This is a genomic window from Streptomyces sp. NPDC003023, from assembly GCF_042888225.1.
GTDB lineage: Bacteria > Actinomycetota > Actinomycetes > Streptomycetales > Streptomycetaceae > Streptomyces.
In genome coordinates, this window is record NZ_JBIAPL010000001.1 from 491,898 (window position 1) to 509,907 (window position 18,010).

General features: G+C 70.6%; 16 protein-coding genes and 1 pseudogene. 9 read left to right on the top strand and 8 right to left on the bottom strand.

The window, feature by feature from the left end; all coding sequences use genetic code 11:
• Nucleotides 1–59 precede the first annotated feature (59 nt).
• Both ACFYV1_RS01825 and ureA read right to left on the bottom strand, forming a co-directional pair.
• Nucleotides 60–1,748 (bottom strand): urease subunit alpha, encoded by a 1,689-nt coding sequence (locus ACFYV1_RS01825; RefSeq protein WP_389393358.1) that lies wholly within the window; start codon nt 1,746–1,748, stop codon nt 60–62.
• The gene (gene ureA / locus ACFYV1_RS01830) at nt 1,745–2,323 is read right to left on the bottom strand and encodes an urease subunit gamma (protein WP_389393359.1); all 579 of its coding nucleotides are present in this window, start codon (nt 2,321–2,323) and stop codon (nt 1,745–1,747) included. The genes ACFYV1_RS01825 and ureA overlap by 4 nt, the downstream gene beginning before the upstream one ends.
• Nucleotides 2,324–2,449: 126 nt before the next feature.
• Between ureA and ACFYV1_RS01835 the strand changes: the two genes are divergently transcribed.
• Nucleotides 2,450–3,760, top strand: coding sequence for a helix-turn-helix domain-containing protein (locus ACFYV1_RS01835; RefSeq protein ID WP_389393360.1), 1,311 nt, complete (start codon nt 2,450–2,452; stop codon nt 3,758–3,760).
• Nucleotides 3,761–3,771: 11 nt separating this feature from the next.
• Here ACFYV1_RS01835 and zapE read toward each other — a convergent pair whose 3' ends face one another.
• Nucleotides 3,772–4,851: a cell division protein ZapE gene (gene zapE, locus ACFYV1_RS01840; RefSeq protein ID WP_389393361.1), complete on the bottom strand. Its 1,080-nt coding sequence runs from the start codon at nt 4,849–4,851 to the stop codon at nt 3,772–3,774.
• Nucleotides 4,852–4,878: 27 nt separating this feature from the next.
• Here zapE and ACFYV1_RS01845 point away from each other — a divergent pair, with 27 nt between their 5' ends.
• The 4 genes from ACFYV1_RS01845 (at nt 4,879) to msrB (ending at nt 8,197) form a co-directional block, all read left to right on the top strand.
• Nucleotides 4,879–5,688 (top strand): pyrimidine reductase family protein, encoded by an 810-nt coding sequence (locus ACFYV1_RS01845; RefSeq protein ID WP_389393362.1) that lies wholly within the window; start codon nt 4,879–4,881, stop codon nt 5,686–5,688.
• Nucleotides 5,689–5,815: 127 nt separating this feature from the next.
• On the top strand, nt 5,816–6,286 hold the full coding sequence (locus tag ACFYV1_RS01850; RefSeq protein ID WP_389393363.1) for an indole-3-glycerol phosphate synthase: 471 nt from the start codon (nt 5,816–5,818) through the stop codon (nt 6,284–6,286).
• Nucleotides 6,287–6,369: 83 nt separating this feature from the next.
• A complete protein-coding gene (gene murC, locus ACFYV1_RS01855) occupies nt 6,370–7,776 on the top strand; it encodes a UDP-N-acetylmuramate--L-alanine ligase (RefSeq protein ID WP_389393364.1) in 1,407 nt (468 codons plus the stop codon).
• 13 nt (nt 7,777–7,789) lie between these two features.
• Entirely contained in the window at nt 7,790–8,197 is a 408-nt protein-coding gene (gene msrB, locus ACFYV1_RS01860; protein WP_389393365.1) for a peptide-methionine (R)-S-oxide reductase MsrB, read from the top strand.
• A gap of 64 nt (nt 8,198–8,261) precedes the next feature.
• On the opposite strand, the gene ACFYV1_RS01865 is transcribed toward msrB, so the two are convergent.
• The 3 genes and pseudogenes from ACFYV1_RS01865 to ACFYV1_RS01875 all read right to left on the bottom strand — a co-directional run bounded on the left by ACFYV1_RS01865 (nt 8,262) and on the right by ACFYV1_RS01875 (nt 9,924).
• The gene (locus tag ACFYV1_RS01865; protein WP_389393366.1) at nt 8,262–8,759 is read right to left on the bottom strand and encodes a peptidylprolyl isomerase; all 498 of its coding nucleotides are present in this window, start codon (nt 8,757–8,759) and stop codon (nt 8,262–8,264) included.
• Between the two features lie 64 nt (nt 8,760–8,823).
• A pseudogene (locus ACFYV1_RS01870) lies at nt 8,824–8,922 on the bottom strand (DNA-binding response regulator); the annotation flags it as partial.
• A gap of 117 nt (nt 8,923–9,039) precedes the next feature.
• On the bottom strand, nt 9,040–9,924 hold the full coding sequence (locus ACFYV1_RS01875; protein ID WP_389393367.1) for an NAD(P)-dependent oxidoreductase: 885 nt from the start codon (nt 9,922–9,924) through the stop codon (nt 9,040–9,042).
• A 49-nt stretch (nt 9,925–9,973) separates the two neighbouring features.
• Between ACFYV1_RS01875 and ACFYV1_RS01880 the strand changes: the two genes are divergently transcribed.
• Entirely contained in the window at nt 9,974–10,381 is a 408-nt protein-coding gene (locus ACFYV1_RS01880; protein ID WP_389393368.1) for a MerR family transcriptional regulator, read from the top strand.
• A 280-nt stretch (nt 10,382–10,661) separates the two neighbouring features.
• The gene (locus tag ACFYV1_RS01885) at nt 10,662–12,902 is read left to right on the top strand and encodes an FG-GAP repeat domain-containing protein (RefSeq protein ID WP_389393369.1); all 2,241 of its coding nucleotides are present in this window, start codon (nt 10,662–10,664) and stop codon (nt 12,900–12,902) included.
• Between the two features lie 160 nt (nt 12,903–13,062).
• Here ACFYV1_RS01885 and ACFYV1_RS01890 read toward each other — a convergent pair whose 3' ends face one another.
• Nucleotides 13,063–14,235, bottom strand: coding sequence for an NADAR family protein (locus tag ACFYV1_RS01890; RefSeq protein WP_389393370.1), 1,173 nt, complete (start codon nt 14,233–14,235; stop codon nt 13,063–13,065).
• Between the two features lie 175 nt (nt 14,236–14,410).
• On the opposite strand from ACFYV1_RS01890, the gene ACFYV1_RS01895 reads away from it, so the two are divergent.
• Nucleotides 14,411–15,766, top strand: a complete 1,356-nt coding sequence (locus ACFYV1_RS01895; protein WP_389393371.1) for a lipase family protein — start codon at nt 14,411–14,413, stop codon at nt 15,764–15,766.
• Between the two features lie 219 nt (nt 15,767–15,985).
• Nucleotides 15,986–16,306, top strand: coding sequence for a Yae1 family protein (locus ACFYV1_RS01900; protein ID WP_389393372.1), 321 nt, complete (start codon nt 15,986–15,988; stop codon nt 16,304–16,306).
• Nucleotides 16,307–16,406: 100 nt separating this feature from the next.
• Here the strand turns inward: ACFYV1_RS01900 and ACFYV1_RS01905 are convergent, their stop codons facing one another.
• Nucleotides 16,407–17,900: an IMP dehydrogenase gene (locus tag ACFYV1_RS01905; protein ID WP_389393373.1), complete on the bottom strand. Its 1,494-nt coding sequence runs from the start codon at nt 17,898–17,900 to the stop codon at nt 16,407–16,409.
• Nucleotides 17,901–18,010: the final 110 nt, after the last annotated feature.

Below are 18,010 nucleotides of genomic sequence, written 5' to 3' on the forward strand. Positions count from 1 at the left end.
GCGGAGTCCGGGACAGGACCGGGTACGGAGGCCGGGGGCGGCACCGGGTACGGGGCGGGTCAGGCCATGTTCTGCAGGCGGGTCAGCGGCAGGTCGGCGGCGTGGTGGATGTCGATCGGACGGCCGTCGACGAGAACCGCGTCGGGCGTGGTGGGCACCTGGACCCTCGGTACGGCGGTGTTGCCGACCATGTCGCCCCGGGTCAGGCCGCGGCTGTCGCGCAGCGCCGTGTAGCGCACCCCCTTGGGGAGGGCGGTGACGGAGGCGCGGTCGTCCAGGCACGCCTGGGAGACGAAGACCGTGGACAGCCGGCGCGGAGCTCCGCCCAGGCCGCCGAAGTAGGGCCTCATCACCCTCGGCTGGGTCAGCCGGGTCGAGCCGGAGCCGGAACCGGACAGCCCCCAGGCCACGAAGCCGGACTTCAGCACCAGCTCCGGCTGCGCCCCGAAGGTCGCCGGGCGCCACAGCACGATGTCGGCGATGCTGCCGGGCCGCAGGGAGCCGACGTCCGAGGCCATTCCGTGGGCGATCGCCGGGTTCAGCGTGATCTTGGCCAGATAGCGGAGCACCCGCTCGTTGTTGACGAAGTCCGGGCCGCTCTGCCCGGCCAGGTGGGCCTGGACGTGGGCGAGTTGCCAGGTGCGGCGGGCGGTCTCCGCGATGCGGCCCATGCCCATGGAGTCGGAGTTGACGATGCTGATCGCGCCGAGGTCGTGCAGAGCGTTCTCGGCGGCGATGGCGTGCTCGCGCACCCGGCTCGCCGCGATGGACACATCGCTCTCCATCCCGTGGTGGCCGCCGTGGACGGTCATCGTCATGGGGAGCAGTTCGGCCACGGTCGCGGGAGTCAGGGGCAGCGTCGGGGTGGTCGAGGAGGTCAGCACATGCGGCTGGGAGACGATCTCCAGCAGGTCGGGGTGACCGCCGCCGCCCTCGACGTGGTAGGCGTGCACGGTGCGTCCGCGGGTCGCGGAGAGCGTGTCGGCCAGGTAGCCGGACTCGTTGAGGGTGTCGGTGTGCAGGGCGACCGGCAGGTCCGCCTCCTCCGCGACGCCCAGGCAGGTGTCGACGATGCGGGGCGTGGCCCCCCAGTCCTCGTGGATCTTGAATCCGCCGGAGCCGGCGAGGACCGCACGCTCCAGCAGCTCCTGCGAGGACGACGAGCCGCGAGCCAGGAACGCCACGTTGACCGGCGCGTCGCGCCAGCCCTCGATGAGGCTGTGCAGGTTGTACGCGGGGTTGGCGCCGACGTCCCACACGCCGCCGATGCCCATGCCGACCATGGTGGTGACACCGGCGGAGAGCGCCGCGGGCACCACCTCGGGGCTGGACAGGTGGACGTGGGAGTCCACGACCCCGGCGGTGGCGACGAGCCCCTGGCCGTTGATCATCGCGGTGTGGGAGTCGACGACGAGCTCGACGCCGTCGTTGCTCTCCGGGTTGCCGGCCCGTCCGACGCCGACGATCCGGCCCTCCTTGATGCCGATGTTGGTCTTGCGGACGCCGAGCAGCGGGTCCATCACGACCACGCCGAGGATCACCATGTCCAGCGCGCTCTCGCGCGGCGCCCGGCCGGCCACCAGCAGGCCGTCGCGCGCGGTCTTGCCGCAGCCGCCGAGCATCTCCTCGCCGGGCTCGGTGTCGTCGGCCTCCACCCGTACCCACAGGTCGGTGTCGGCCAGCCGGATCCGGTCGCCGGTGGTGGGGCCGTACAGCGACGCGTACTCGCGCCGGGACATCCGGCTCATCGGTCTCCTCCTCGCGCCACCACGGTGACGATGCGCTTCTCGCCGGGCTCGAACCGGTCCGAGCTGCCGGCCGGGATGTCGAGCCGGTGCCCTGCGGCGGCCTCGCGGTCGAACTCCAGGGCGGAATTCGCCTCCTCCAGCGGGAAGTGGGAGGAGACCCACACGGCGCGGGCGCCCCGGTTGTCGATCTCCAGCTCCTTGCGCGGCCTGCCGGGAGCCAGTTCCACCTCGCCCTCGGCGGCCAGCACGGCGCCGGGGTCGGTCGGCCCTGCCGGGCCGAACGGCTCGGCGACGTGGACCAGCGTGGAACCGTGCGGGAAGAGCGCCTCGACCTGGATCGCGGGCACGGCCCCGGCGACTCCGGGCAGCAACTGGTCGCGCGGGACGACCTCCCGGGCGAGTTCGACGACGGTCTCCAGTGACACGCCGTCCCAGGCCATCTCCAGGACCTCGTCGCACACCAGGGCGACGGCCTCGGTCGTGCCGAGCAGCGCCCCGCGGGCGAGGCGCCGGCGGGCGAGTTCGGCTGCGGAGAACAGCGTCAGCCGTTCCTGTTCGCGTGGAGTCAGGTGCATGGGCATTCCCCTCGAGATCGTGCGCGGCCTCTTGGCGGCGCGGTGGGGCACGCACAGCACAATGCCCTGCGGGGAAGACGTGAACAATGCTGAAACGCTTCGTGCTGGAGCCCCGATAATGTGCACATGCACAATTCGCCGGACACTGATGGCCCCGACCGCGACCCCGCCCCGGACCACGACGGCACCCCTGCCCCTGCCCCTGCCCTCGCCCCCGTGCCTGCCGCCACTGGCGGTGGCGGGGGCGGCGGGTCCGGGGACGGGTCCGGGTCCGGGGACGGCGGCCTGGCGGTTGCCCCCGAGCTGCGCGCCCTCGTGCGCGACTGCCTGGACGACCTGGACGACCTGGTCGAGCGCTACGTCCCGGAGGTCTCCGCCTTCGACGACTACGAGGGAGTGGTCGAACCCGACGACCTGCGCGACACCGCCCGCTCCTCCTTCGAACTGCTCCTGCGCCTGATCGGCGGTCTGCCGGTGCCCGAGGACCTGCGCGGGGTCCCGGAGCGGCTGGGCCGCCGCCGCGCGCACCAGGGCGTGCCGCTCGAGCGGCTTCTGCAGGCGGTGCGCATGGACTTCCGTGTGCTGTGGACCGCGTTCCTGGAGCGGACCCGCCCCGAGGATCTGCCGCAGCTGACGCAGGGGGCGGTACGTGTGTGGGAGGCCGTGGAGTTCCACACCGTGCACGTGCACGCCGCCTACCTGGACCAGGTCGCCGTCCTCGCCCGTGAACGCGAGCGCGAGCGGGCCGCGCTCATGGGCAGGCTGCTGTCCTCGGACGGTCGCGACCAGCAACTCGTCGCGCAGGCGGCCACACTTCTGCAGGTGAACGCGCAGTCGGACTTCGCCGTGGCGGTGGCGCCGCCCGAGTCGCAGCAGGAGCTGCGCAGGGCCGTCGCGGCACGGCTGACGGGCCAGTCCGCCCACCACCTCCAGCAGCACAACGGCATGCTGGTGCTCGTGGCCAGGCTGCCGCAGGGCGCGGACCTGCCGCTGCCGGCCTGGCTCGACGGGGTGGCGTGCGCCGTCGGCCCGGTGGCGCACGGACTGGCCCGCGTCCCCGACACGGTGCGGGTGACCGAGGCGATCGCCACGACGATGGACGCCGGGAGGGCACAGGGCCCGGTGACACTCGTCGAGGCGTGGATGCCCGTGGCGGCGGCGCGGCTCGGCCCGGTCGCGGGGATGCTGGCCGACGCGGTGCTGTCCGGTCTGGACCCGCTGCCCCCGCACGAGCGCGAGCGCCTGTTGGACACCGTGGTCGCGTACTGCGGGTCGGGGTCGGTCGCGGAGGTCACCCGTGAGCTGTACTGCCACCGCAACACGGTGCTCAACAGGCTGGGCCGGTTCACGGAACTGACGGGCCTTCACCCCACGAGGCCCGTGGAGGCGGCCGCCGTCCTGTTCGCCCTGGAGTGCGCCCGCGGCCGGACCGTGTGACGGCCCCGAACCTACTGCTCCACCAGGTCCTTCGCGTCGCGCGCCAGGGCGGTGAGCCGGGAGATCGCCCGGAAGTACTTCTTCCGGTAGCCGCCGTTCAGCATCTCGTCGCTGAACAGCCTGTCGAACGGCAGGCCGGAGGCGAGCACCGGGACCTCCCGGTCGTACAGCCGGTCCGCGAGCACGACCAGCCGCAGGGCGGTCGACTGGTCGGGCACCGGCTGCACGTCGGTGAGGCAGACCGCCCGCAACTCGTCGGTGAGGGCCCCGTAGCGGCTGGGGTGCACCTTCGCCAGGTGCTCCAGCAGGTGCGGGAAGTCGTCGAGCGACGCGCCCTCCGTGGCGTACGCGGCCTTGGTGACCTGCTCGTCCGTGTACGGGGGAGGGGCCTCGGGCAGCCCGCGGTGACGGTAGTCCTCGCCGTCGATCCGCAGCGGCCGGAAGTGCGCCGACAGACCCTGGATCTCGCGCAGGAAGTCGGCGGCGGCGAAACGGCCCTCGCCGAGCTTGCCGGGCAGGGTGTTGGAGGTGGCGGCCAGCGCCACGCCCGCGTCGACCAGCCTGCCGAGCAGGGAGGAGACGAGGACGGTGTCGCCCGGGTCGTCCAGTTCGAATTCGTCGATGCACAGCAGCCGGTGCCCGCTCAGGGTCTGCACCGTCTGCTGGAAGCCGAGCGCGCCGACCAGGTTCGTCAGTTCGACGAAGGTGCCGAACGCCTTGAGGGACGGGTCCGCCGGGGTGGCGTGCCACAGCGAGGCGAGCAGGTGCGTCTTGCCGACGCCGTAGCCGCCGTCGAGGTAGACGCCGCGAGGGCCGGCGGGGGCGGCGGGCTTCTTGGCGAACCAGCGCCGTTTGCCGCTGCCGCTCGCGTGCGCACCGCCGAGCCCGGAGGCGAAGTCGGCCAGCACCTTGACCGCCTGGATCTGGCTGGGCTGCTGGGGATCGGGCACGTAGGTGTCGAAGCGGACCGAGTCGAAGCGCGGCGGCGGCACCATCTCGGCGACCAGGCGGTCGGCGGGGACGTGCGGCTCGCGGGCGCAGAGCGACAGGGGAGCGGCTTCGGTTATCGGGCTGGTCGGCACAGTACTCAACTGTAAGCGCGTGCCAGACTGCACCGTATGCGACGCCTGTTCCCTGTGACCGACCAGACAGCGACCGCCGACGACCGGGAGTGGTCGCTGGACGAGCTCGCCGACGCCTACGCGTACCCGCGGAGCGGCGCGGCCGGCGGCGGGGGCGGCGGTGCGGGCATCGGTGCGGCCGGCGGCGCGTGGCTGCGCGCCAACATGGTCTCCTCGCTCGACGGCGCGGCCCAGCACGACGGCCGCTCGCAGCCGATCTCCTCCGACGCCGACATGCGGATCTTCGGCACGCTGCGCGGCCTGGCCGACGCCGTCGTGGTGGGGGCCGAGACGGTGCGGCTGGAGGGCTACCGGCCCGCCCGCGCCCGTGAGGTCTTCGCAAAGCGGCGGGCCGCCGCGGGGCAGGGGCCCGCACCCGCGATCGCCGTGGTCAGTGCCTCGCTGAACCTGGATTTCTCGCTCCCGCTGTTCACGCAGCCGCTGGTGCCGACCCTGGTGCTCACCGGCGCGGCCGCGTCCCCGCAGCGTGTCCACGAGGCGGAGAAGGCCGGTGTGGAGGTCGTCGTCGCAGGTGACGGCCCCGGTGTGGACCCCGCGAGGGCCGTGCGCGCGCTCGCGGAGCGGGGTCTGGTGCGGTTGCTGACGGAAGGCGGTCCCAGGATGCTGGGTCAATTCGCCACGGCCGGGGTACTGGATGAGCTGTGTCTGACGGTGTCCCCGACGATGACGGTGGGGGACGCGCAGCGCATCGCGGGCGGGCCGGGGCTGCCGGATCCGGCGCGGTTCGCCCTTGATTCCGTACTGGAGGAGGCCGGATTCCTGTTCACGCGGTATCGCCGCCTGTGACGACCTCGTTCCCAATTAGCGGAATTTGCCGTTCCGCTTAGCCCGTGGCGGGCACACTTGATTGCGCACACCCCGTCCCTGCACGGGGAAGGATGGTTTCCGCAGTTTCCGCAGAAGGGCTCCTGAGGTGTTCACAAGCGTACTGATGATCGAGAAGCCCCTGACCTCGGAGGACGTGGAGTTCGTCACCACTCTGCACGGCGAGGAGGGTGTCTCCTTCATCGTGCTCATGCAGCCGCGCGGCGACCAGGCCGATGTGCTGCTGCGTGCCATCGACGACGTGGCGGTCGGCGAACTGAAGGAAGCGGTCCGTGAGGGCGGACAGCCCGAGGGGGCGGAGGCCAAGGCTCCCGCCCAGCGCGCGCTGGAGCACTCCGTGGCCGCCCTGCGGGCGGCGGGCTGCGAGGCGGTCGGCCATCTCGTGGAGGACCACCCCCTGAACAAGCTCAAGTCGGTGGTCGACGAGGCGGACGCGGACGAGGTGATCGTCCTGACAGAGCCCCACTATGTCGAGGAGTTCTTCCACCGCGACTGGGCCTCCAGAGCCCGCCACAAGGTCGGCGTGCCGGTGCTGAAGCTCTTCGCGCACAGCGAGTAGCTCCGCAGGCAATAGGGTGGGCAGCCGCACGTAGTCGTCACGTAGTCGTACAGCACGCAGTCGTACAGCTTGGGGAGAAGACCATGGCACCCGCCGTCCCTGCCGCCGTTCCCGGCGCGATGGAGCGCCCGCACTTCATCGGCATCGGCGGAGCCGGCATGTCGGGCATCGCGAAGATCCTCGCCCAGCGCGGCGCGAAGGTCGCGGGCAGCGATGCCAAGGAGTCGGCGACCGCCGAGGCGCTGCGCGCCCTCGGCGCCACCGTGCACATCGGGCACGCGGCCGAGCACCTGTCGTCCGACGCCACCAGCGTCGTCGTCTCCAGCGCGATCCGGGCCGACAACCCGGAGCTGGTGCGCGCGGCCGAACTGTCCGTGCCGGTCGTCCACCGCTCCGACGCGCTCGCCTCCCTGATGGGCGGACTGCGGTCGATCGCCGTCGCGGGCACGCACGGCAAGACCACGACCACCTCGATGCTGGCGGTCGCGCTCACCGAGCTGGGCCTCGACCCGTCGTACGCGATCGGCGGCGACCTCGAGGGGCCGGGTACGAACGCCCGGCACGGCGAGGGCGACATCTTCGTGGCGGAGGCCGACGAAAGCGACCGCAGCTTCCAGAAGTACGACCCCGAGGTCGCGATCGTCCTCAACGTGGAACTCGACCACCATGCCAACTACGCCTCGATGGACGAGATCTACGAGTCCTTCCAGACGTTCGTCGGCAAGGTCGTGCCCGGCGGCACGCTGGTGATCGCAGCCGACCAGCCCGGCGCGGTCGAGCTGACCCGCCGTGTCCGCGAGATCTCCTCGCTGAAGGTCGTCACGTACGGCGAGTCGGAGGGGGCCGACGTGCGTGTGCACAAGGTCACCCCGCGCGGCCTGACCAGCGAGGTCACCGTCATGCTGAACGGGAAGCTGCTGACGTTCACGGTGTCCGTCCCCGGCCGCCACTACGCCCACAACGCGGTCGCCGCGCTCGCCGCCGGCGTCGCCCTCGGCATCCCGGCGCACAACCTGGCCTCGGCGATCGGCGCGTACACGGGCGTCAAGCGCCGCCTCCAGCTCAAGGGCGAGGCCGCGGGCGTCCAGGTCATCGACTCCTACGCCCACCACCCGACCGAGATGACCGCCGACCTCGAGGCCATGCGCGGCGCGGCGGCCGACGCCCGCCTCCTGGTGGTCTTCCAGCCCCACCTCTTCTCGCGCACCCAGGAGCTGGGCACCGAGATGGGCCAGGCCCTCGCGCTCGCCGACGCCTCGGTCGTCCTCGACATCTACCCGGCCCGCGAGGACCCGATCCCGGGCATCACCAGCGAGCTGATCGTCGACGCGGCGAAGGCCGCCGGCGCCGAGGTCACGGCCGTGCACGACAAGACGGCGGTCCCGGACGTGATCGCGGGAATGGCGAAGCCCGGTGATCTCGTTCTCACGATGGGCGCGGGTGACGTCACGGACCTCGGTCCGGCCGTCCTGGCCCGCCTGTCGAGCTGAAGGAGGCGCATCGATGGCGTACGACGTGGAGAAGCCGGACGAGCAGTGGCGGGCGGAGCTGACCCCCGCCGAGTACGCGGTCCTGCGCCAGGCCGGCACGGAGCCGGCGTTCGTCGGTGAGTACACGGACACGAAGACGACCGGCACGTACTCGTGCCGTGCGTGCGGGGCGGAGCTGTTCCGCTCCGACACCAAGTTCGAGTCCCGCTGCGGCTGGCCGTCGTTCTACGACCCGCGGGACACCGACGCGGTGGAACTGGTCTCCGACACCTCCCACGGCATGGTCCGCACCGAGGTGCGCTGCGCGCGGTGCGGCTCCCACCTGGGCCATGTCTTCGAGGGCGAGGGCTACCCCACCCCCACGGACCAGCGGTACTGCATCAACTCGATCTCGCTGCGGCTGGAGCCGGACGAGACGTGACACGACCGCAGGAGGGCCCGTCGGCGCGCGCCGACGGGCCCTCCTGTGCGTGAGCGGGGGCGGTTCAGCCCTCGACGACGCCCGACTTGGCGATGGTGATCTTCGCCGAGGTGGCGCCGGCGCGCGAGCCCAGGCCCTCGATCTTCTTCACCAGGTCCATGCCCTCGACGACCTCACCGAAGACGACGTGCTTGTTGTCCAGCCAGTCGGTGACGATGGTCGTGATGAAGAACTGCGAGCCGTTGGTGTTCGGGCCCGCGTTGGCCATCGACAGCTGGCCCGGCTTGGTGTGCTTGAGCTGGAAGTTCTCGTCGGCGAACTTCTCGCCGTAGATGCTGCGGCCGCCCGTGCCGTTGCCTGCGGTGAAGTCGCCGCCCTGGAGCATGAAGTCCGGGATGACACGGTGGAAGGACGAGCCCTCGTATCCGTAGCCGTGCTCGCCGGTGGCCAGCTCGCGGAAGTTCTTGGCGGTCTTCGGGACCACGTCGTCGAAGAGGGTGAAGACGATCCGGCCGGCGGGCTCGTCGTTGATGGTGATGTCGAAGAAGACGTTGTTACTCATTGCTTCATCCTGACATCCGAGGTCCCCCGAACGCACATCCGCCCCACCGGTCCCGGCCCGTGACTCATCCGGACGCGGGTACCAGACCTGCGTCGTACGCGATGATGACGAGCCGGACACGGTCCCGGGCGTCGAGTTTGGAGAGCAGACGGGTCACGGGGGTGGCACAGTCGGCATCCCCCACCCGTGGACGGCGGGCGGGGGATGCCGACTGTGCGGTCTGGGCGCCGTGACCAGTGAAGAGCGCCGGCCCCGGGCCGCGGACCGGCTTCGGCGTCGGTCAGTCGCTGCAGAGCTTGCCGAACTCCTTGATCAGGACGGGATACTGCTCTGAGCCGTGTCCGGCGGCGATCGCGCGGTCGGCCATCCCCTTGATGAACTTCGGCAGTTCGGTGTTCACCCCCACTGCCTCGCTCTCCTCGATCAAATGTTCCATCGCCCGCGCGTCGGTCTCCAGGGCGGACACCTCGGCCGGGAAGGAACCGCTGTCGATCTGCCCTGCATACCCAGGCAGCCATTCGGCCACACCGGCCGCGATCTGCCGTGCGAACGGCGCATACGTTGCGGCGTCCACACCGGCCGTCCTGAGCATGGCGGTGCCCTGGAGCCACGCGTTCAGGATGCTCCACATCATGGCCAGGCCGGCCACGTCGTACAGCGACGCCAGCCCGTGGTCCGTCCCGAGGTGAGTGGCGGTGCCGAGCGCGCCGAGTGTCGATTCGTACTCCTCGAAGTCCGTCTGCGGCCCGCTGTGCAGGATGAGCGCGTCGGCGGTGCCGATGGCAGACGGGACGGCCATGATGGCGCCGTCCAGGTAGCGGGCGCCGCGCTGCTCGGCCCATCGGGCGGCTTCCCTGGCCTGGGCGGAGCTCCCCGAGGTCAGGTTGACCAGCATCGTGCCGTTCAGTTCGACGTCGTTCGCGCCGAGCGTTTCGTGCATGGCCGCGTAGTCGGTGACGCAGATGACCGTCAGGGAGCCCGTCTTGAGCGCGTCGCCGACCGTCGGTGCCAACAGCGCACCGTCGGCCACCAGTTGGCCGGCCTTGGAGGGCGTACGATTCCACACGGTTGTGGGATGCCCGGCCTTCAGGAACGCGCCGGCGAGTGCCTGTCCCATCAGTCCGAGTCCGATGACTGTCACGGGTGTTTCGTGGCTGTTCTTCATGGCAGCATCGTCAACGTTGATACCGGTATGAAGGTCAAGTGAGGTTTCGATGCGGATCGGGGAACTGAGTCGCCGGACGGGTGTCAACACTCATCAGTTGCGCTACTACGAGGCCCAGGGCCTGCTGGAGGCGGACCGCGGCGCGAACGGCTACCGCGAGTTCAACGAGAACGCCGTGCTCCGGGTGAAGCAGATCCGCCATCTGCTGGGTGCCGGTCTGTCCTCCGAGGACATCGCGTACCTGCTGCCCTGTGCGCTCGGAGAAGCCCCGGAGCTGCCCGGATGTCCCGAGTTGCTGGCCGCGATGCGGTCACGGCTGCGGCGACTGAACGATCAGATGGACAGGCTCGCCCAATCCCGCGACGCTCTCGCCGACTACATCGACGCGGCGGAGCGAACCGGCGGCGATGCCTATCCCCCCTTCGACGGAGCAGACTTGGAGCGCGTCATCGCCTGACCGGCTTCCGGGGCGTCCACGTGCACTGACGCACATGGCATGCCGTATCAGTGAGCTGGTCGTCGACTGTGCCGACCCGGAAGGCAACGAATTCTGTTTCGCGGGCACCCGCCTCCAGCCTCGCTGATCAGGTGTGTTCCGGCGTGACCCCGCGAACAGGGTCGCCTTGTTCTCCCGGAGAGAACAGGAAGATCACGTACAACCACGTCTCCCCTTCGCGAGTCTGATCGAGCGGTGCGCGCCCATGCGCGTACCGCTTTGCTCATCAGGAGGGACTTTCTTGGCTTCCGTACGCACCACCCGACGCCGTCTCGGCGCCTCCGTCGCCACGGTTCTGGCCGTGACGGTCGGTGCCGGCGTCCTGGCCACGCCCGGGGCCGTGGCCACCCCCGCCGCCGCGAGCGGGGTCGCCGCCGAGTCCGCCGCCGAGGCGAATCTGCCCCTCGACGCCGAGATCGTCAGCACCGGCGACACCGGTTACCTCACGTCCCGCAAGGACGACGTCGGCAACCCGGTCCTGGAGTGGCACAAGTACGCCGACGGCTCGGTGCTGCCGGTCGCGGGCACCGTCGGTCACGACAGCAACTCCGACGTCATCGTCACCGGCGACGGCAACGGCATGGTCCACCTCCTGGACATGCGCGAGGACGCCGCCCGGTCCGCGACCGCGTCCTTCGACCTCGCGTCCGAGTTCAAGCCCGGCGCGGAGCTCGTCGGCGCGGTCGGCGAGAACGTCTATGTGAAGGTTCCGACGGGCACCGCCGACTACCACGAGCTGTGGCAGCTGACCTCGATCGACGGGTTGCCGAGGAAGACGAAGCGCTCTTCCAACTCCTACAGCATGGACTTCAAGGTCATCGCCTCCACGAGCGACGTCATGCTCGTCCTGAGCAGCAACCGGGTGTTCCCCAGCTCGTCGACCTTCCGGACCGAGTTCTGGATGACGCGCACGAGCGTCGGCGGCGACGCGGCCATCGAGTCGGGCAGCAGGACGAGCACCGCCCGGTGGACCCACGCCTCGACGGGCGCCTACACCGCCGACTACGAGGCCTACGTCCACTACCGGAGCGGGGTCACCGAACTCGTGGTGGACGGGACGTATGTCCACCCGAGGTTCGCCATGGACAGCTCCATGAGCGCTGCCGTCATCGCCGGTGTCACCAGGGACACGCTGCTCTACGGGGTCCCGGGCCAGGCCGACGGCGGGACGCCTAGCCCGCTGTACGCGCGCAGCGTCAAGGACGCGACCGCCGCGCCGTACAAGCTCCTTGAGCACTTCTCCAGCGTGGCCCACGCCCCGGATGGCGGCCTGCTCGTGCGCGGCGCGACGGCCGATGCCGACGGACTGTTCCGGATCTGGGAGGGGGACGACGGCCTCCCGAGTGCCACGCTCGTGGCGGACACGGGCCGGGTCATGGCCCTCGAGGTGAGCGGGACGCAGGTCCCCACCGCGGTGAACCTGGAGACGCCGGGCACCACGGTCCCGATGGAATGGACCCTGTCCCGCCCGAACGCCACCGTGGACCTCACGCTCACGCACCGGGCCACCGGCAGGACGCTCACCCGTCACCTGTCCGAGCCGGTCTCCGGCAGCCGCTTCTCCTTCGTCTGGGACGGCGTGATGGGCGGCATCAGCGCCCAGAACGGCGCCTACGACTGGGAGATCACCGCCACCCCTGCCGACGGCGTGGGCGGTCCGGCGACCGCCTCGGGAAACTTCCAGGTCTCCCGCCAGGCCAACGCGCACGACTTCAACGACAACGGCTCGACGGACGTCCTCGCGCGCGACGCCTCGGGGCTGCTGTGGCGGGACGACCTCTTCGACTGGCCGTCGGACAACCAGGTCGCCACCGCGCAGCGGACCAAGATCGGTGCCGGCTGGCAGATCTACAACCAGATCGAGGCCGTGGGGGCTCTGGCCGGTGCCCCGGCCGGCGACCTCGTCGCCCGCGACACCTCGGGCGTCCTGTGGCTGTACCTGGGCAAGGGGGACGGCACCTTCGCGTCCCGCGTCAAGATCGGTGCCGGCTGGCAGATCTACAACAAGATCACCGGTGGCAGCGACCTCAGCGGCGACGGCCGCCCCGACCTTCTCGCCACCGACACCTACGGCGTCCTGTGGCTCTACAAGGGCACCGGCAGTTGGTCCGCCCCCTTCGCGACCCGCACCCGGATCGGCGGCGGCTGGCAGATCTACAACCAGATCACCGCCGTGGGCGACATCGCGGGCGGCACGGCGGGTGACCTCGTCGCCCGCGACACCTACGGCGTGCTGTGGCTCTACCAGGGCAGGGCCGACGGCACCGTCGCGTCCCGCGTCAGGATCGGGGCCGGCTGGAACGCCTTCTCCCACCTCGTGGGCGCCGGTGACGTCACCGGCGACGGCCGCTCCGACATGGTCGCCTACGGCCCGAACGGCACGTACGTGTACCGTTCGACCGGCTCGACGACGGCCCCGTTCAGCCGGCAGACGACCACGCTGTACGCGGGCGAGGGCACCAAGTTCAACAACATCGTCTAGCGGACCGGGCTGTTTCGTGACGAGGGGCTGTCCGGCCGCGCGGTCCGGGTGGCCCCTCGTTCATGTGGTGTCCGGGGCGATCGTCACGGTGCATGACGGAGGACGACAGGGTGGTGGACGGCTTCGGCACGACGCCTGCCGGGCCGGGACCGCGTCCCTTCTACTGGGACACCCGGGCGATCGCCGACGCATGCGCAGAACCGACGCGCTGGCCGGGCAGGCCTATGCCCGCCTGCCGGGCCTGGAGTTCGGAGCGGACCAGTTCGAGCAGGCGGCCCGTCCAATTGCGCCCCTGGCCCGTGTCGTTGCCCCAGAAGCCCGAGTCGGAGTCGTCGTAGACCACGGTCGCGTCGCCGGTGGCGAGCAGGATCTCGGCCAGGTCGGGATGCTGGGTGTACTTGGCGCGCAGCAGGCCCGTCATGACGGCCGTCCGGGCCTGCTCCCAACCGGGGCGACGCGCGGCCTTGGCCGCGATCCGCCGTGCGACGTGCGCGTTGGCGGTCGCCAGGACGGCGGCGCGGGTGGTCTCGGCGGTGACCGACAGGGCCCAGTACGCATGGGCGACGGACGGGTAGGTGACATCGTCGACGACGACGGGCGCAGGGTAGTCGTTGCGCAACCCCGTCGGGCCCGGGTCGTCCGTCGGCTGCCGCACGTACGACTCGTAGAGATGGACGGCCGGCGCGAACGAGGTGGTGGGCCCGTCCGCCGGGGTACGGGGGGTGCGCTCGGCGAACGACCGGGCGCGCTCCTCGAAGTAGGCGATCGCGTTGTCGTAGTCCTCCTGTGTGACCGGCTCGTCGGACCACTCGTCGAGTTCGCCGCCGGGGCCGGCGATCAGTGCCTGGAGTGGCCAGTCCTTGTGGTCCATGTCGCCGAGTGCGTAGAGGCGCTGTGTCTCGGGGATCGCGAGGTACGTCGCGCGTACGGCGGCCCGGTTCTCCTCCGTCCGGTCGGCGAGGAAGACGTCGACGGCGGCCAGGCAGTGGGCCGTCGAGTCGGGCCGTCCGTTCAACTGCTCGACCGTGTCCCGTACTTCGGCGAGCAGCAGCTCGGGCGTCAGCCGGCAGTGCGGGTCGGCGAACTTCCAGGACGCCAACCCGTGGGCGGACGCGCGTGTCCCCTCGGAGAGCGAGGTCGCCACCCAGCCGCTGCGCAGCTTCTGCTCGAACTCGTCGAGGGTGACCAGGCCCCAGCAGTCGACGATGCCGTCCGCGAAGATGTACAGGTCGGTGAGGAAGTACTGGCCGCCGTTGCGGATGAAGGCGTGCCGCCAGGTGCCGGGTATGCGGACGCCGTCCGCGGTGCGATGAGTGATCCGGTTGCCGATCATCTCGTCATTCTGCCGCCCGGGTGCGAGGCCGCGACCGCCGGTCGACCGGGCAGGCGGCCCTCGTCCCGTAAGAGAGTCAAAACTCTGCCGTCGTGTCTATGGGCACCGTAGTTTACTTCCAGTAACTTACTCCTCAGTAAGGACACGTGACCCACTTCACGCACTAGGGGGAGTCATGAACCGGAGAGCCGCCGGTCTGCTTGCCACCGCTGTTGTCACCACCACCCTCACCACCCTCACCGTCGGCACCGCCCCGACGGCGACGGCCGCGCCTGTCGCGGGCACGCAGACGGACACCACGGCGTCCGACCCGTTCTACCGCTACGACGGCAGCAAGCCGCTGTCCTCGTACAAGCCGGGTGACGTGCTGAAGAAGCGCACGCTGGACTACCACGTCATCGGGATCCCCACGCCGGTGAAGGCGATCCAGCTGCTCTACCGCTCCACCGACGCCCAGGGACGGCCGTCGGCCAACGTGACCACCGTGGTCCGCAGTCAGCACAGCGACGGCAGCAAGGCCGTGTCGTACCAGTCGTTCTACGACTCGCTCGACCCGGAGCACGGCCCGTCCCGGTCCATCGCCGGGGACGTCTCCGTCGGCGGCCTCATCGCCAACTTCGAGACCCTCGTCATGGCGCCGCTGCTCGCCAAGGGCTACGACGTCGTCATCCCGGACACCGAGGGCCAGACCGCCGAGTTCGCGGCCGGCCCCGCGTACGGGACGAACACGCTGGACTCGATCCGCGCGAGCACCCGCGTCGAGGAGACCGGCCTGCACGGCGACACCGAGTTCGGACTGATCGGCTACTCCGGCGGGGCCATCGCCACCAACTGGGCGGTCGCCCTGGCCCCCGCGTACGCGCCCGAGGTCAACGAGCGCCTTGTCGGCTTCGCCGAGGGAGGGCTGCTCGTCGCACCGGCGCACAACCTCAAGTACGTCGACGGTGCCGCGGTGTGGAACGGGGTGATCCCGATGGCGGTCATCGGCGTCGCCCGCGCGTACGGCATCGACATCAAGCCCTACCTGAGCGAGAAGGGCCACAAGGTCTTCGACGAGCTCGAGCACGGCTCGATCATCGACGCGCTGGGGCACTACCCGGGGATGAAGTGGAAGGAGTTGGTGAAGCCGGAGTACGAGGACGTGAACTCGATTCCCGCCTTCACCGAGGCGGTCAACAAGGTCAACCTCGGCCAGGCCGCCACCCCGACCGTCCCCGGGTTCATCGGGCAGGGCAACGCGGGCGTGCTCGAGGGAACGTTCAACAAACCGCCGGGCATCGGCACGGGCGACGGCGTCATGGTCGCCGGCGACGTGCGGGCGCTGGCGCGGCAGTACTGCGCCACCGGCAACCCGTCGATCAAGTACGAGCAGTACAACCTGCTCAGCCACTTCGGCAGCATGCCGTACTGGACGCCGCGCGCGTTGGCCTGGCTGGACGACCGCTTCGCGGGCGAGAGCGCACCCACGAGCTGCGGGAACATCCCGGCGGGCAACTCGCTGGCGCCGGAGAAGCCGACCGTCGCCCACTGACCGCCCCACCGCCTACGGCAGTGCGGCCCCGTGAACGCGGGGCCGCACTGCCGTGCTCGCGGGAGTGCCTCCGTCAACGCCGCTTGACTGCGCCCCACTTATGGGCGCTCATATGCCAGAAGCACGTTCACCGACACTTCGGCGCCCCTAGCGTTCCGGCCCGAGCTGCTGGAGATCGGCCTGGGTGACAGCCCGGCCCGAACCACCTGGAGGACGTTGATGAGCAGGGGAACCTTCTTTCCCGGCCGAGGCACCATCGTTGAGGAGTCGTACCTCAAGGGCGTCGAAGAGGGACGCGAAGAGGGGCGTGAGAAGGGGCGCGAAGAGGGGCGTGAGAAGGGGTGCGAAGAGGGGCTGGAGGCCGGGCGGGTCGAGGCGCGGGCGCAGATGATCCTCCGCGTACTCGAGAAGCGTCGGATCCCGACCCTGCAGAGCGCGCGCGACCGCATCACCGGCTGCACCGACATCGATGTTCTGGACCAGTGGGTGGACCGGGCGCTCACCGTCACCGAGGCCGAGGACCTGTTCATCGCCGACTGACGTACCGGCCCCGCCGGCCCCCGCCGGTCCCCCGTCGAACGGCCGCGGCTGCTTGCCGCCGCCGTCCCGACGGGGGGCTTCGACGGGCTTCGGCAGCCGGTCAGGAGGCGGTCGGGGCGTCCCGGAGCGTGACGTTGGCGTGGCTCTCCTGGAAGCTCTGGTCCGAGACGAGGGTCAGCCGGGCCGTGGACCGGAACTCGGGCAGGGTGGCGGAGCCGCAGGAGACCATCGTGGTCTTCAGCTTGGCGACGGTCAGGGCGAGCCCTTCGTCGAGGTCGCCCGCGTACGGGACGTAGCCGTCCACGCCTTCCTCGAAGAGCAGCCCCTGACCGCCCTGGCCGTAGCGCTGCCAGTTGCGGGCACGGTTGGAGCCCTCACCCCAGTACTCCTTGACGAAGCCGTCACGGGTGGGCAGTTTCGCGCCGGCCGCCTGGTCGAAGCGCGCGAAGTAGCGCCCCATCATGACGAAGTCCGCCCCCATCGCCAGTGCCAGAGCCACGTGGTAGTCGTGCACCAGCCCGCCGTCGGAACAGATCGGCACGTACTCGCCGGTCCGCTCGCGGAAGGCGTCCCGTGCCGCCGCGACATCCAGCACGGCGCTGGCCTGGCCGCGGCCGATGCCCTTCTGGTCGCGGGTGATGCAGATGGAACCGCCGCCGACACCGACCTTGACGAAGTCCGCCCCCGCCTCGGCGAGGAAGGTGAACGCCTCGCCGTCGACCACGTTTCCGCCGCCGACCGGGATCTCGGGATGGTGCTTCTTCACCCAGGTCAGCGCCTGCGCCTGCCAGTCGCTGTAGCCGTCGGAGGAGTCGAAGCACAGGGCGTCCACGCCCGCCTCCACCAGGGCCGGTACTCGCTCCTGGTAGTCATGGGTGTTGACGCCCGCGCCCACGCGCAGACGCTTGGCGGAGTCCACGAGCTGGTTCGGGAACCGCTTGTTGTCCGCGTAGTCGGACCGGAACACCAGGTACTGCAGGTGGCCCTCGCCGTCCAGCACCGGGAGGCAGTCCAGCCGTTCGTCCCACAGCCGGGCGTTGGCCTCGGACAGCGTGATGTCGGGCCCCGCGTGCGGCAGCCCGGCGACGGGGGTCATCCGCCCGCCGACCGGTTCGGCCAGGTCGTGGCGCTGCGGGTGGAAGTCGCGGGAGGTCACCAGGCCGAGCAGGCGACCGGTGGCGGTCCCGTCGTGGGTGACCGCGGCGGTGCTGTGACCTGTGCGGCGCATGATGTCGACGAGGACGGCCAGGCTGTCGTCGGGCCGGACGTTCGTGTCGCTGGTGACGAAGCCGGCCTTGAAGTTCTTCACCTGGCGGACCGCCGCGACCTGGTCCTGGACCGACTGGTTGTGGTGCAGGAAGCTCAGGCCGCCGTTGCGGGCGAGCGCGATCGCGAGTTCCGGTGTGCTGACGGCCTGCATGATCGCGGACGTGAACGGGGACTGCAGCTCGATCGCCGACGGCTCGCCCACGACGTGCCGCACCAGGGGTGTGCGCAGCTCGACCGTCGCCGTCGAGCAGTCGGTCCTGGTCCGGTTGGGCAAGAGCAGAAACTCGTTGAACGTCCGTGAGACCTCGGCGATGATCTGTGCCACTCGTTCCTCCTGACCTGTCGGCCGGGGCCCGAATACCCCCGCCGTGAAGATCGCCCCCGATGTTCCAGGGCCGGGCAGGCAGAGGTCGGCACGGCAGTCGTGGAGGTGTG